We start from the raw sequence: 14,394 nt of genomic DNA on the forward strand, positions 1-14,394 counted from the left end.
TCTTATTGTGGCCATCGAAGTCCGGAGCAACTTCACTGATGGTACATACGGTTCCGTGTGGAATACCGTTGATAACTTCCTGCGCATTATTTGCTAAGGTCACCGTCTTATCACGGAAACCATCCGCGTCACAGGTGTAGTTAATGGTGAAAGTATCGTTAGCAAACGCTGCACCCGCAGGAACTTCTAGCACCTTCTTGATAGCCAGGGAACCTGGGTTACGGGTGTAGGTGTTTGTTACCGTCACCTGATGGTCTTGACCCTCTACTACGGTGATCTTTGGCTGGTCGATTACTGGATCTGCCAAAGAGTAACCGGGTACTTCAATTGCAGCTTTATTTTCGCTGATGGTACAGATGTCACCTTCAGGGATGCCAGTAACGGTCTGTGGCTGTCCGTGCTTTAACATCAGTGTCTGATCGTCATGCAGTAAACAGCTAACGGTAACTGGGAACTCTTTAGCGTCGCGTTCAGCATCAGTTTCAAACCCATTAGCAATCTTAGTTACTTGAATATTGCCAACTTTTTGTTTGTAAACGTTATGCATTGCAACTTCTGCAACCGGGGTGCCGGCAGCGAGGGTTACTTGAACTGGTTGAGAAGCTAGGTTATAGCCGGGAACCTGTGCTACGGCCATATCTTCGGTAACAGTACAGTTGCTACCAACTGGAAGCACTTTAGAAGTCCATTTTCCACCCAGGGTTACTTGACCCTTTTCGGTGAACTTATCTGCGCCACTGGTGCACTCCAAAGTGAAGGGGAATGCTTTACCTAAGATTTCGCCTTCATTAATACCCTCAACGGTCTTAGTTACAGAAACTTGAGCACCTGGAGTGTAAACGTTGGTGAAATCAGCTACTGGATTTGCATCGGTCATGTCCAAAGCGATTGGAGAAGGGACAGATACCAGAGCGTATCCGGGAATAACTGTCTTTTCTGCTTCTTCGCTGATGACACATCGGTCGCTTGCTGGTACGTGAGCGTCGACGAGGTGTGCTACCCCATCTGCCATTACCTGTACTCGTCCGGTAGTTCCGCTGTCACAAACGTACTTGAAGAAGAAAGGTTGGTTAGCTCCGCCGGCAGGAATACCTTCGACAACCTTCTTAATGGAGAATTGCTTGGTGGTGAAAATAGCGCGGTTTGTTAGAGTAACGTTTTCGTCTGCCTGATTCTTAATCACCAAAGTGTTAGCCACTTTGTTTTCAACCTTGAATTCTGGTGTTTGCCATTCCAAGCCGTTGATAGCTGGAAGGGCAGTAACATCTTCTTCCAAAGTAACGGTAGTTCCAACTGGCAGTAGCGCGATTACAGGATCTGTTTCGCCGGGAAGCTGCCCTTTGGGGTAGCCTTTCTTCCCTGGGCTTAGCTCAAGCACTACTGAGCCACCCATTTTGTCAGCGTCCAAGGTACCTGGGTAACGGTACGGTCCCCCGTTAGTTTGATAATCATCTGCGGTTTTATTATCTGGGAAACGGTACTTAGCGATTACTCGGTAAGTGGTGTCATTAGGAACTAGTCCGGAAGCATTTCCGCCCAGGCTCTTCATTACGTTAAACAAACCGTAGTTTTGTACCATCTCGATATCGATAGCAAAGGATTCTGCGAAGGAACGAGAATTTTCAGAGCTCAGATCCATTCCTTCTACCTTGACGCTATTTGAGTATTCGTACCCTGGTTGCGCTGGTAGGTCGGTAATATTTGCTGGCAAATACAGCTGGTAGTTTACGCCGGATTCGAAAGCTCCGGAGATGGTTACCTTTGCGTAGGTAGCTGGCGCATTCTTCTCAACTTCCAAAGACCAACCAGGAGTTTCTACTGGTCGATTCTTGTCGATTTGGGAAAGAACTACGGTTGAGCCGTCAATCTTTTTCACAGCCAGTGAGGCTTCTACCCCTTCACCTGAGCTTCTGAACTTTTGCTTCGGCCCTACGGAATCTTCCAGCACGATAGTTGCTGGATTCCCGTCAGTTGGAATTGGCTGGAGTCCTTGTTCTACGCGAACTTTATTCAACTCATCAATTGAGAAACCAATGTACCAGTTACCTGCAGTTGATTTCTCACTCATACCAGTAGAGAATTTAACGAATTTTGTAGGGGTAAAAGGTGGTTTTGGTGGCGCTACGATCCCTCCGCCACCTGGAAGCGTAACTGGTAATACAGTTCCGTTGAAGTTCATGTCTACATGATCAGCGTCAGTTTCTTTATCGGCATTGATGTGCATCTTGCCTTTACCGAATACGCCCTCTGGATGCAGAGCTAATACACTTTCAATTTCATCATTAAAGGTGCAGACGAAATCATCAGCTCCGGTAACACAGGTACCCACTACCTTACCTGAGACTTTTAGAGGAAAGCTGACTCCTGGAACACGAGTGCTGAAGTGTTCCCCAAAGTTAACGGAAAATGAATCTCCTGATTTAATGTCTACGCCTCGGGCATCCCATTCAAAAGACAATAGCCCGGTCTCGTTTAATGGGATGGGTCCTTCAAGGACTTTACCACTTGGGTCAAAACGTACTAGCCCGGAAGGTTTAACTTTAATTCCCGGGTTTGGAGCAGCATGACTTGGGGTGAGGCCAACAAATCCTACTACACCCCCTAAAATGAGTGTGATTACAGCAAAAACAGCTAGTAATCTGTTTTTATTTCCCAATGACATGTACTTCCTTTCGTAAATAACATGTTTTTCATGCCATGCTCGCCATTTAAGGTTTACTATCTGCCTAATATGAAGGGGCTCAAATTCAACTTACTTGATTAAATATGGGGAGATTATATTTTAAATAAACTGATTCCTTTTTAGACACAATACAAATCCATTATATTTGTAGATACAGTTATCGTAAATAGATGGGACTAACATTCCTATAGCATTCACGGCCTCACCGATTTTCTTAAGAAAATCAGTTTCCCATAAAAAACCATGCTTATATCTTTAAATACGTTTATTTAACTTACTAAAAGATTCAAATTTTTTACTTTTTTGCAAAATAACCGCTCTATTAAGCGGATTATGAATTGCCCCACTTATGGTAGATTCTATATTTTCACCAAACCAACATTGCAGGTGCGGCTAGAAAAACCCAACCTGGGTAACTGTTTACGCATATGCTAAACCCCGCCGGTGGGTCTCACCGACGGGGTCTGCTGCGCGCTCGAAGGGACTCGAACCCCCAACCTTCTGATCCGTAGTCAGATGCTCTATCCATTGAGCTACGAGCGCATTGTCATCAACTGACTATATTAGTCTAATACCGTTAGCGCGAAAACACAAAATCAATTCACTGTATCGCTGAACACACTTACTGGCGCCCTCGAAAAGTATTCGACCGAAACCTCACGCAGCCAACCGGTGCAATGCCCGCTGCCCCTTAAACCGTGTCCACTGTTTAGTTGCCACGAAAACAACTAAAAATACCAGCCCATCAACAACTGACATCATTGCTGAGGTCGCCAAGTCAAACTCAAGAGCGATCCAAAACCCAACTAAAGCCGTAACCACAGCAATTCCCAGACTCAGCATAATCATCTGCGGGAGGGTGCGCGCCAGCAAAAGTGCGGTAGCTGGAGGAACCACCATTAATGCCACCACCAGGATCGCTCCGGCAGTATCGAAAGCAACCACCACGGTCATTGAAACTAACAGCATCAAACCATACTCTACTAAGCGAACAGGAAAGCCCATTGTACGAGCCAAAAGCGGATCAAAAGTAGCCAACTTCAAAATCCGGAAAGTAACTCCAATGTAAAGGCAGTTTAGAGCGAAAACTCCCAGCATTATCCACATGGTACGCGGACCAAAATCTAAGGACCCCGCAATAATATGTTCCGGTTCCAGTGCCATTAAATTAATGTCACCCGTGAGCACCGTATCTTCACAAATGTGTACGCTCTGCAAAACTGTGGAAAGCAGGATAATCCCGATCGCCAACAGAACTGGGAAGATAAGTCCTTGGTTTGCGTCCCCCGCGATTAACCCAGTATTCCGTAGTTTTTCTGCACCAATTACCACCAGCATTCCCATGGCTGATGCTAAAACAATCATCAGTGGAGAATGTGTGCTGCCCGAAAGTAAGGCGCCAATCACGATTCCGGGAAGTACCGCGTGGCTCATTGCGTCAATTAGCATGGCTTGGTGACGTAACACCAGGAAAGTTCCTGGAAGTGCGCAAGTCAAAGAAGTAACTACTGCTAGCAGCGCCACAGAAAAAATAAACGACATGATACTTCCTTACTTAGCGTCCCATAGTTTTTTGGTTACGAAACTCGGGCTGATTATTTAATGCCCGCGCATCTTCATAGGACAGTTCTCCGCGTACGATTGCTTCTAGTTCTTTCGCTTTTGCTCGTCTCATTACCAGACGGCGCAGCACGGAACGTTCGGGGGCAAAGGTTAAGGAAACTAGGAAAATCGTAAAGAGGATAATCACTACGATCGGGCCGGTGGGGACTCTTCCTAAGTTAGCGGAAAGGTAAGATCCTACGGCTCCTGAGAAACCGCCAATTAGTGCTGAAAGCAGCACCATTGAGGAAAGCCGTTTAGTCCATTGTCTCGCTGCAGCGGCAGGCATAATTGCAAAAGCGATCATGAGGATTAGCCCAACGGCTTTCACGCCTATGACGATCGCGATGGTAACTGCGCCCATCATCAGTGGGTTGAGAATCCTTGGGTTGAATCCCATTTGGGTAGCGAGTACGGGATCGAAGGTGAATACTTTAAACTCTTTCCAGAAGATGAGCATGATCAGCAGAGCCAAGCCACCGAAGAAACCAATGGTATAAAGGTCGGATTCCAGTAAGGTGGCGGCATTTCCGAACATATATTTGTCGATTCCGCCGCGCCCTTGTAAAGAAGAACGAGTGATTTGGCGCATTAGCACCATGCCGATTCCATAAAAGAGGGAGAGGCTGATTGCCATGGCAGCGTCGATACTGACGCGTGAGTCTTGAGTTACCCAGTTGGAAATCAGGACTGCAATTGTTGCTGAGATAACTGCGCCGATTGTGAGGACTAGCATGGAGCGGCCCTCAATATTTAGGATGCCAGCGGCAATAATGAATGCCAGCATGACTCCGGCGATTGCGCTGTGCCCAATTACGTCTGAGATTAGGGATTGTTTCCGCAGGTAGAGGAAGCACCCCAGTGCGCCGGAAGTTAAACCGATTAGGGTGGTGCCGATTAGCATGGTGCGGAAAGTGTAGTTTGTGAGAAACTCGCTAAGGGAGATGGCACCGTCTAGGGTGACAATCCAGTTTAGGAAGAAGGCAGTCACGTTATTCTCCCAGGTCGATTTGGTCGAATCCGTAGGCGCGGTGGATATTATTTGTGGTGAATGCTTCCGCGAGCGGGCCGCTGGAGATTACTTGCCCTTCTTTTAGTAGGGTTACGTAGGTGCAGAAGTCTTTTACGGTTGAAAGATCGTGGTGCACTATCAGGAGTGTTTTTCCGGCTTCTTTTAGTTTTCCGAGGGCGCCTACAATCGCTTTTTCGCTGGCTACGTCTACTCCGGCAAAGGGTTCGTCCATGATGTAGAGGTCTGGGTCTTGTGCCAGGATTCGGGCCATGAAGGTGCGTTGTTTTTGTCCGCCGGAAAGTTGGCTGATCTGCCGGTCAGCTAAATCGGTGATTCCGACCGTTTCCATTGCTTTTTCAACCAGTTCTTTTTCTTTTTGTCCGCTTCGCTTTAGCCAGCCGAGTTTTCCGTAGGTTCCCATTGTGACTACGTCATAAACTGTGGTGGGAAAGTCCCAGTCTACGTCGGCGCTTTGGGGCATGTAGCCTACCTGTTTGCGTGCTTTGTTTAGGGTTGTGCCAAAAAACTTTGTTTCTCCGGCTAAGGGTGGTACTAAACCTAAGGTTGCTTTGATTAGGGTTGATTTTCCTGCTCCGTTTGCCCCTAGGATGGCCATTACTTCTCCGGCTGGAAGTTCAATATTTACGTCGTGTAGTACGATGCGGTCATGGTAGGCGGCCGTTAGTTTACTGACGGTTAAGGGCATTGCCGGAGTTTTCATTTGCTATTCCTCTGTTCGCAACTGCTTTGGGGCTTTAAGTGGTGATACTCCGCCTGCGTTCTGAGGTGGAGTATCACCGTTACGTGTTTTTGTTTAATGCTTTAGTTTATTTTTTGGGGGTGAGGGCTTCTACAATCGCATTAACATTGTATTCAAACACTCCCAGGTAGGTGTCTACTGGAGCGGCTTCACCTAATGAATCTGCGTAGAGTTCTTTATCAGAGATTTCTACTTCCCAGCCCTTTGCTTTTACGGCTTCCTTGAGGTGCTTGATTGCCCCTGGGTTAGCCAGGTTGTCTTGGAAAATGACGGGGATTTTCTTTTCTGCGATTAGTTTAGCTAGTTCATCTAGGTCAGCTGCGGTAATTTGTGCTTCAGAAGAAACGAAGTCGGTGGCGTGGATTTCGATGTTGAATTCTTTACCCAGGTAGTTGAATGCGTCGTGTCCGGTGATCAGAACACGGTTTTCTGCTGGGATCTTATCCAGTTCTGTTTTTGCCTTTGCCTTGATTTCGTCAATTTTTTGGTTGTATGCTTCAGCATTCTTTAGGTAGGTATCCGCATTTTCTTTATCAATTTCTGCGATCTTTTTCGCGGAGGCGGTAACTACGTACTTCCAGCTATCTGGGGAGTTCCATACGTGTGGGTCGTGACCTTCAACTACACCGTCTTCTTCCCAAGGAAGCAGATCTGCTTCTGGAATGGCTTCAGCGGCGGCTATCTGTTTGTCACCGAGTTTTTCTAGCTGCCCCATCATTTGGTGTTCCATGTCGTGGCTGGTCCACAGAACTACGTCTGCACTATTGAGCTTTTCGGTGTCTTGGGTGGTTAGTGGTTGGGTGTGTGGGTCTCCCCCTGGCCCAACTAGAACGATTACTTCTGCATCTGGTGCAATGTTGCGGGCTGCGTCACCTAGATATCCGGTGGTTGCCACGATGGTTAGTTTTTTGTCGGCTTTAGCGTCTTTTCCTGCTTCCGGGGTTTTTCCGGCGGTGGAGCAAGCTGCCATAGTGAAAGTTAAGGTTGCGATTAAGCCTGCTGCCAGGGTATGTTTCCATGTTTTTAGGGTACGCATTAGTTTAGCTTTCTTTTAGAGCGAATAACTACACTCTAAAATCTTAGCTAGGATAGGCTTGCCTAACTAGGTCTTTTGGCTTTTTTGTAGCTTTTCTATCTGACATTTGTTCACAAAGATATCCGCGCGGCTATTCAAAGAGGCGTATTTCTTTAATGCGCGCATATCTTAAAAAGGATTCCGCTCTTAACCAGACGCAGCTGTATAAAACGTAAAATCCCGAACCGCGTTTCACTTGCGATTCGGGATTTATTTGGCGGAGAGTAAGGGATTTGAACCCTTGGTGCCCGTAAAGACACAACGGTTTTCAAGACCGTCACATTCGGCCGCTCTGTCAACTCTCCAGGCTTATTGCTAAGCTCTCATATTCTATCGAAATTTGTTCTTGATGCCAAACTTAAAGGAACCTTTCACTGATATTTCCGGAAGTAACTTCCCTATCTCAGTTGTTTTTTCCGTACCTTATGCGATTGTCTGTTTGGCATTTTCGTGAGTTTTCGGTACTCTATAAAGGTACTGGAGATGTCGCATAGTGGCCTAGTGCGCCTCCCTGCTAAGGAGGTTGGGGTGTTCGCCCCTCGCGGGTTCAAATCCCGCCATCTCCGCCAGCACCCCGATATTTCTTTGAAATATCGGGGTTTTTCGTTCTACAGTGAATTTATAGTTTCTAGTCCCCTTGCTCTATTAAAGGGAAGGCGGGATCCCATATGACACTAGAATACTTTTAGTTAATAGTTCCCGTTTGAATGAGTTCTTTAATTGCTGGAATCGTTAGGCTCTTGCGGAAAAGATTGCGTTCTTGATATTTAAATAGAACTGTGCGAAGCAGGTGGGTAGATGAGAAAGCAATGAAAGTAAAGTTACTTATTACTTTCCATTTTCCAAACCAGTTTTACTGCAGCTCTCGCTCAAAACTCGCTTAAGTACTCGCCTAGTTGCCGGTTGTATTTTAGGAACGCTACGTAGAGGGCTTTTTTGTCTCTTGCTTTGAGGGCCTGCACTATTTCTTTATGTGCTTCGTAGTTGATTTGCGCCAGTTCTGCTTTTGGCAGGTGCCAGGTCATTAGGAATTCGGTTTGCTGGCAGGTTTCGATCAGGTACTGATTGCCGGTGGTTTCTCTGAGTAGCCGGTGGAATGTAAAGCAGTTTTCTAAAGCGCCCTCGGAATCTTGGTTCTCCAGGGCTTGCCGTGTTTTGGCCAGGTTTTCATCCAGTTTAGTTAAAGTTTCGTCGGTTAGGTTTTCATAGACTAGGCGGATTACCAGGGTGTCTAAAGCGGTGAGCACTTCATGATATTCGCAGTTTTCTTCCGCGTTTACTTCTACTACGCAAAGCCCCACTTCGGGCTTGTCGAAAGCCAGACCGTCTTTGCGGAGCATTAGTAGTGCTTCGCGAACGGGGACGCGGGATACTTCCAGCTCTTTCGCCAGGTTTCTTTCAATTAGTCGAGCTCCCGGCAGAATCTCTTTATTGCAGATCATTTGCTTCAGGCGATCGTAAACTACGCTGGCTAATGATGGTGGTCTCTCATTTAGGTTTGGCATAGTTCCTCCTAAATTTGGTTCCGATAAGATGCGTGCTGGGGATTAACTTTAGAATACAAGCAGTCCGCGGGAGCGGAATACTTCTCGGGCAGCTTCAGTGGCTTCTTTCGAGGGCGGCTGCACGTCCTTTAGTTGATATTCCATACCTAGTTCCGCCCATTTGTCTCTTGCCATTTGGTGGAAGGGTAGGACTTCCACGCGTTCAACGCTGGCCCATTTTGCAACTATGTCTGCTACGGCGTTTACGTTTTCGGGTGAGTCGGTTAGTCCGGGGACCAGGACGAAGCGGATCCAGATGGGTTTACCCATGTCGGAGAGGCGTTGTCCGAAGGCAATGGTGGGTTCTAGTTGCCGGCCGGTAGTTTTTTCGTAGACTTCTGGAATACCGCTTTTTACGTCTAATAGGACCAGATCAACGTTTGCCAGCAGTTCATCTGAAGCGTGGTTTCCTAAGAACCCGGAAGTGTCTATGGCGGTGTGGATGCCGCGTTCTTTAGCTGCGGCTAGTAGTTTCCCTAAGAAAGCTGGTTGCATGAGGGGTTCGCCACCAGAGAAGGTAACTCCTCCGTGGGAAGCTTTGAATACGGGTGCGTAGCGTTCGATCCGTTTAATAATTTCTTCTGCGTAGACGGCGGTACCGTCACGCATTTTCATAGTGTCGGGGTTGTGGCAGTAGAGACAGCGTAAGGGGCAGCCGGCTAAGAATGTGGTCATGCGAGTTCCGGGGCCGTCTACTGCGGTTACCAGTTCCCAAGAGTGGATTGACCCAATTTCGCCGGCGCGAACTGCCATTAGGTGTTCGTGGTGGCTGAGTTCTCCGGCGCTTTCTACTCCGGCCAGGCCGGCACCTTTTACGCGGGGAACTTCATAATCTAAAGGATCGGGACGGTATTCTCCTGTTGACCCGTCTCCGGTGAAAGATGAGTTTTCAGAAGTCATTACTGTCCCGATCCTTTATTTAGATTTTAGGTTGAAAAGTAGTTATCACATACCGTCGTGGAAGGTACGGGAGATAACGTCCAGCTGCTGTTCGCGGGTGAGGCGTACGAAATTAACTGCGTAGCCGGACACGCGGACGGTTAGCTGTGGGTACTTTTCTGGGTTTTCCATGGCATCTACCAAGGTGTCCTTGTTAAGCACGTTGATGTTTGCGTGGTACAGGCCTTTTACACCACCGGTGGCAGCGCGGTTTGCCTTCATGGATGCTAGGCGGTCTTCGAATGAGGTTGCCATTGTTCTTCTCCTATTTTGTGGGTGGGTGGGATTATTTTCCGAGGGCGGTTTTCTAATCCCGTTTTGTTTGTTGGAAGGTCTGTTTGGTTCAGCCCTTCTTGATGAATCCAGCATCCATGATGCCGACTAGGTTTGTGATTTGTTCGTCCAGGTTGCGTCCCAGTGAAGATGGCACGATGGTGTTGGTTAGGGATATTCCGTCCAACGCATCGTTGTAGTCGAGTTTACCGACGGAGAGCATGGAAGCTAGCATTCCATGGGTGTCGTAGCCGTTTTCTGGGTTTGCACCTGGGGCGAATGGGGTGCCTGCACGGTGTCCGGATGGGAAAGACCCGGTTGCTTTTCCGTAAACCACGTTTGAGGTGATGGTTAGTACGGATTGGGTGGGGATTGCATCGCGGTACATCGGGATGGACTTGATCTTTGACATGACGGTGTGAACGATGGTGGCAGCAATGTCGTCTGCTGCGTCGTCGTCGTTTCCGTATACCGGGAATTCTCCTTCGGTTACGTAGTCTACGATCAGACCGGTTTCGTCACGTACTGGAGTTACCTTCGCGTATTTAATTGCTGAGAGTGAGTCCGCTACGATTGATAGTCCGGCGATACCGCAACCCATGGTGCGGATGATGTCGGAATCGTGGAGGGCCATTTCCATTGCTTCGTATGCGTAACGGTCGTGGCAGTAGTGAATGATGTTAAGGGCTTCTACGTAGGTGCCGACTACCCAGTCGAGCATGTCTTCGTATTTTTCCCAAACTTCGTCGAAGTCCAGTGGGCCGTCACCCTTGATTGGTTCGTATCCGTTTACTACCTGTTTGCCTGAGACTTCGTCGCGTCCACCGTTGATGGCGTACAGCAGTGCTTTGGCTGCGTTAACGCGAGCGCCGAAGAACTGCATTTGTTTACCGATCTTCATGGGGGATACGCAGCAGGCGATGGCTGCGTCGTCGCCCCATTGGCAACGGATTTGTTCGTCAGCTTCGTACTGGACTGAAGATGTTTCGATTGAGATACGTGCACAGAAACGCTTGTATCCTTCAGGTAGTTTTTCAGACCAGAAGAGAGTGATGTTGGGTTCTGGGGCGGGACCGAGGTTTACCAGGGTCTGCAGGAGACGGAAGGAGGTCTTTGTTACTAAGGAACGTCCGTCTTCACCGAAGCCACCATCTGACCAGGTTGCCCAGTAGGGGTCGCCTGAGAAGATTGCGTCGTAGTCGATGGTGCGTAAGAAGCGAATGATACGCAGTTTGATTACCAGCGCGTCGATGATTTCCTGAGCGCCTTCTTCGTTTAGGATACCGCGTTTGAAATCGCGTTCGAAGTAGATGTCGAAGAAGCCTGAGAGACGTCCAATGGACATGGCGGCGCCGTCTTGGCTTTTCACGGAAGCTAGGTAGCCAAAGTAGGTCCACTGTACGGCTTCTTGTGCGGTGTTTGCCGGACGGGAAATGTCATAGCCGTAGCGTGCAGCCATGGACTTTAGCTTCTTTAGAGCTTTGATTTGCTCTGAGTGTTCTTCGCGGTAGCGTGCCCAGTGTTCTGAGAATGGCTGGTTGGCTACCAGGTCTTTGTCGCGTTCTTTTAGTTCGATGAGGCGGTCTACGCCGTAGAGGGCTACGCGGCGGTAGTCTCCGATGATACGACCACGGCCATATGCGTCTGGCAAGCCGGTGATGATGTGTGAGGAACGGGCAGCGCGAATGCGGGGAGTGTAGATGTCGAATACTGCGTCGTTGTGGGTTTTGCGGTATTCGGTGAAGATCTTTTTGATGTCTTCGTTTGGTTCTTTTCCGGCTTCGCGGATTGCGGTTTCAACCATACGCCAGCCACCGTTTGGCATCATGGCGCGCTTTAGTGGCACGTCAGTTTGTAGACCTACGATTACGTCGTCATCTTCTGAGATATATCCGGCAGGGAATGCGTCTACGTCTGCTGGGGTGTCCGTGTCTACGTCGTAGACGCGCTTTTCGCGTTCTACTGAGAGGTAGTCCTTTTCCAGGGTTTGCCATACGCGCAGGGTTTTTTCAGTTGGTCCTGAGAGGAAACTTTCATCCCCTTCGTAGGGCAGGTAGTTTAATTGGATGAACTCGCGGACATCGATTTCATCAGTCCAGGCGCCGGTAGCAAATCCCTCCCAGCATTCCTTTTCGATGTCGGTTAGTTCCCGCTTCTGATTCATGCTCACGTATATCTCCTTTGGGTCTACGTTAGGATTACCCTATATCTTGAATTTTACGCTCTTACCTGTTTTTACCCAACGTGATTACAAGATTTGTGCGTATATCACACTTCATTCTGCGGGTAGTTTTAGGTGTCGAATTAAGGCTTCTAAAACGGCTCCGGCGCCGTCATGTTCTACTGGCCCGGTGACCGCTTTTGCACTTTCTATTACATCCCGAGGAGCTCCGCCCATGGCTACTGAATAGTGCGCCCACTGCAGCATGGGAATGTCGTTCCTTCCGTCTCCAACTGAGATGGTCCCTAAGTGAGAAACGCCCAGTTTTTCACGCATTTCTTCTAATCTGCTGGCTTTGGTAACACCTTTTTTCATGATGTCCATCCAGGCTGTCCAGCCCATACAATGCTGGTAGTTTGACAGGTCAAGTTGCTTGATTTTTTGTTTAAATTCCTTACGGGTGAGGTGGGGCATGCGGACAATAATTTTTGTTACGAGGGCGTCGCGCAGCACCTCTGGGGGAGCGGATTCCCACTCTCCGAAGATTTCATCTTCCGGAAACCCCTCCAAGACCAAAGTCCTATAGTTTTTTCCTTCGGTGGCTATCGTCGCCTCTGGAACATTCTTTAAAACCTGGTCAATTATTTCACTGCCTTCAAACAAGGTTGCTTCAACAACTCTAATTTCTCCGTCTTCTACCTCTAAAAGAAGAGCCCCATTTGAGGCCACTATCCAGCCGGTAGCTAATCCCAATTCGTCAAGAATGTTTCTAGTTCCCGCTATTCCACGTCCTGTGGCAATAAGCAGTTTTACCCCCGCTTCAGAAAGTATCTTCATCCGAGACTTCACTGCTGCCGTCACGCCCTCTTTAGTTAAAAGAGTGCCATCAACATCCAAAGCAACCAGCAATTCCGAAGCAGTAGTGGGAAGATCCGGCGGAAGAGTTACCAAAAGCCCCTCCACTTGCGTCTCAAAAGGAACATAGGGAAGTGACGAAGGTGGAGGGGTTAGGAAAGTTCTTTTCACGCAGTTGGCTCCAGTTTTTCAACGCCACCCAGGTAGGGGCGCAAAGCTACTGGAACATAGATAGAACCGTCCGCATTTTGATGATTTTCTAAGAAGGCTACCAGCCAGCGGGTTGTTGCCAACGTGCCATTTAGGGTAGCAACAATCCGTGTGCCCTCCGCGGTGCGTTCGCGAATATTTAAGCGACGCGCCTGGAAAGTGGTGCAGTTAGAAGTGGAGGTAACTTCCATCCACCGATTTTGTGTGGGTAACCATGCTTCACAATCGAACTTTCGCGCTGCGGAAGTCCCCAAATCGCCGGCAGCAGTGTCAATAACTCGGTAAGGTAGTTCCATTTTTTGAAGCATTTCTTCTTCCCAAGCTAAGAAACGAGCGTGTTCTGCTTCCGCTTCTTCAACCGGGCAGAAACTAAACATCTCTACCTTATTAAACTGGTGTACGCGAATAATCCCACGGGTATCTTTTCCAGCTGAACCAGCTTCACGCCGGTAACAGGTAGACCAACCTAAGTAGCGTTGCGCAGTTCCGTTTAACTCCAAAATTTCATCTTTGTGATAGCCCGCCAACGCAACTTCAGAAGTTCCAGTTAAATAGAGGTCATCTGCGGGAAGATAGTAGATTTCATCCGAATGTTCATTTAAGAACCCGGTTCCCCCCATAATCTCTGGGGTCACTAAAGTGGGAGTAGTTAAAGGCGTGAAACCGTACTTTAACCCCTGATCTAACGCCATGGTCAGTAGTGCCAGTTCTAAACGAGCGCCAATCCCAGTTAGGTAGTAAAAACGCGATCCTGATACTTTTGCGCCGCGCTTCATGTCGATTGCTTGGAGGCCTTCCGCTAATGCCAGGTGGTCGGCTGGTTCAAAGTCAAACTCACGGACAGTTCCTTCTTCGCGTAAGACAACGTAGTCTTCTTCAGTTCCTACCGGCACGCCAGGCACAATGACGTTAGGAATTTTCCGAATCAGCTCTTCCGCTTTTTGATTTGCTTCGTCAGCGCGCGCTTCCAGTTCTTTAACTTCTTTAGCAAGCTCCTGGGCCTGTGCTAAAACCGCTTGCCTTTCAGCGGGGGCAGCTTTCCCAATGGAACGGGAAATTTCTTTTTGCTCTGCTCGCTTAAGTTCAAATTCTCTCAGCGTCTCACGGCGCAGCTCATCTGCAGCAAGAATTTGATCCACCAACGCAGGGTCTGCTCCACGAGCGATTTGCGATTGGCGGGCTGGTTCTGGGTTTTCGCGAAGTGCCTTAATGTCAATCATGTTTATAGATTACATCTTCTAACTAATTTTTAATAACATTGCTATCCTTAATTTGAGCAA

11 protein-coding genes and 3 tRNA genes are annotated in these 14,394 nt (G+C 48.2%); 1 reads left to right on the plus strand and 13 read right to left on the minus strand.

Annotated features, from left to right (window positions below):
* From NXS08_RS06245 to NXS08_RS06275, 7 genes are all read right to left on the minus strand, one after another.
* The coding region (locus NXS08_RS06245; RefSeq protein WP_259138566.1) for a DUF5979 domain-containing protein at nucleotides 1–2,662 on the minus strand (2,662 nt) is incomplete at its 3' end.
* Between the two features lie 491 nt (nucleotides 2,663–3,153).
* A tRNA-Arg gene (locus NXS08_RS06250) sits at nucleotides 3,154–3,226 on the minus strand.
* 114 nt (nucleotides 3,227–3,340) lie between these two features.
* The gene (locus tag NXS08_RS06255) at nucleotides 3,341–4,225 is read right to left on the minus strand and encodes a metal ABC transporter permease (protein ID WP_259138569.1); all 885 of its coding nucleotides are present in this window, start codon (nucleotides 4,223–4,225) and stop codon (nucleotides 3,341–3,343) included.
* 13 nt (nucleotides 4,226–4,238) lie between these two features.
* Entirely contained in the window at nucleotides 4,239–5,276 is a 1,038-nt protein-coding gene (locus tag NXS08_RS06260; RefSeq protein WP_259138571.1) for a metal ABC transporter permease, read from the minus strand.
* A gap of 1 nt (nucleotide 5,277) precedes the next feature.
* The gene (locus NXS08_RS06265) at nucleotides 5,278–6,018 is read right to left on the minus strand and encodes a metal ABC transporter ATP-binding protein (RefSeq protein WP_259138573.1); all 741 of its coding nucleotides are present in this window, start codon (nucleotides 6,016–6,018) and stop codon (nucleotides 5,278–5,280) included.
* Between the two features lie 106 nt (nucleotides 6,019–6,124).
* Nucleotides 6,125–7,093, minus strand: a complete 969-nt coding sequence (locus NXS08_RS06270) for a metal ABC transporter solute-binding protein, Zn/Mn family (RefSeq protein WP_259138576.1) — start codon at nucleotides 7,091–7,093, stop codon at nucleotides 6,125–6,127.
* 254 nt (nucleotides 7,094–7,347) lie between these two features.
* Nucleotides 7,348–7,437: transfer RNA gene (locus NXS08_RS06275), tRNA-Ser, on the minus strand.
* Between the two features lie 174 nt (nucleotides 7,438–7,611).
* Between NXS08_RS06275 and NXS08_RS06280 the strand changes: the two genes are divergently transcribed.
* A tRNA-Ser gene (locus NXS08_RS06280) sits at nucleotides 7,612–7,701 on the plus strand.
* Between the two features lie 300 nt (nucleotides 7,702–8,001).
* On the opposite strand, the gene NXS08_RS06285 is transcribed toward NXS08_RS06280, so the two are convergent.
* The 6 genes from NXS08_RS06285 to serS all read right to left on the minus strand — a co-directional run bounded on the left by NXS08_RS06285 (nucleotide 8,002) and on the right by serS (nucleotide 14,334).
* Nucleotides 8,002–8,637 (minus strand): GntR family transcriptional regulator, encoded by a 636-nt coding sequence (locus tag NXS08_RS06285; protein WP_259138578.1) that lies wholly within the window; start codon nucleotides 8,635–8,637, stop codon nucleotides 8,002–8,004.
* 48 nt (nucleotides 8,638–8,685) lie between these two features.
* A complete protein-coding gene (gene pflA / locus NXS08_RS06290) occupies nucleotides 8,686–9,576 on the minus strand; it encodes a pyruvate formate-lyase-activating protein (protein ID WP_259138579.1) in 891 nt (296 codons plus the stop codon).
* A gap of 45 nt (nucleotides 9,577–9,621) precedes the next feature.
* Nucleotides 9,622–9,870, minus strand: a complete 249-nt coding sequence (gene grcA2 / locus NXS08_RS06295; protein ID WP_259138580.1) for an autonomous glycyl radical cofactor GrcA2 — start codon at nucleotides 9,868–9,870, stop codon at nucleotides 9,622–9,624.
* Between the two features lie 88 nt (nucleotides 9,871–9,958).
* On the minus strand, nucleotides 9,959–12,052 hold the full coding sequence (locus tag NXS08_RS06300; RefSeq protein ID WP_259138582.1) for a pyruvate formate lyase family protein: 2,094 nt from the start codon (nucleotides 12,050–12,052) through the stop codon (nucleotides 9,959–9,961).
* A 111-nt stretch (nucleotides 12,053–12,163) separates the two neighbouring features.
* Nucleotides 12,164–13,075, minus strand: coding sequence for an HAD-IIB family hydrolase (locus NXS08_RS06305; protein WP_259138585.1), 912 nt, complete (start codon nucleotides 13,073–13,075; stop codon nucleotides 12,164–12,166).
* Nucleotides 13,072–14,334: a serine--tRNA ligase gene (gene serS / locus NXS08_RS06310; RefSeq protein WP_259138587.1), complete on the minus strand. Its 1,263-nt coding sequence runs from the start codon at nucleotides 14,332–14,334 to the stop codon at nucleotides 13,072–13,074. The genes NXS08_RS06305 and serS overlap by 4 nt, the downstream gene beginning before the upstream one ends.
* Between the last annotated feature and the right edge of the window lie 60 nt (nucleotides 14,335–14,394).

Source organism: Gleimia sp. 6138-11-ORH1 (assembly GCF_024814355.1).
Lineage (GTDB): Bacteria > Actinomycetota > Actinomycetes > Actinomycetales > Actinomycetaceae > Gleimia.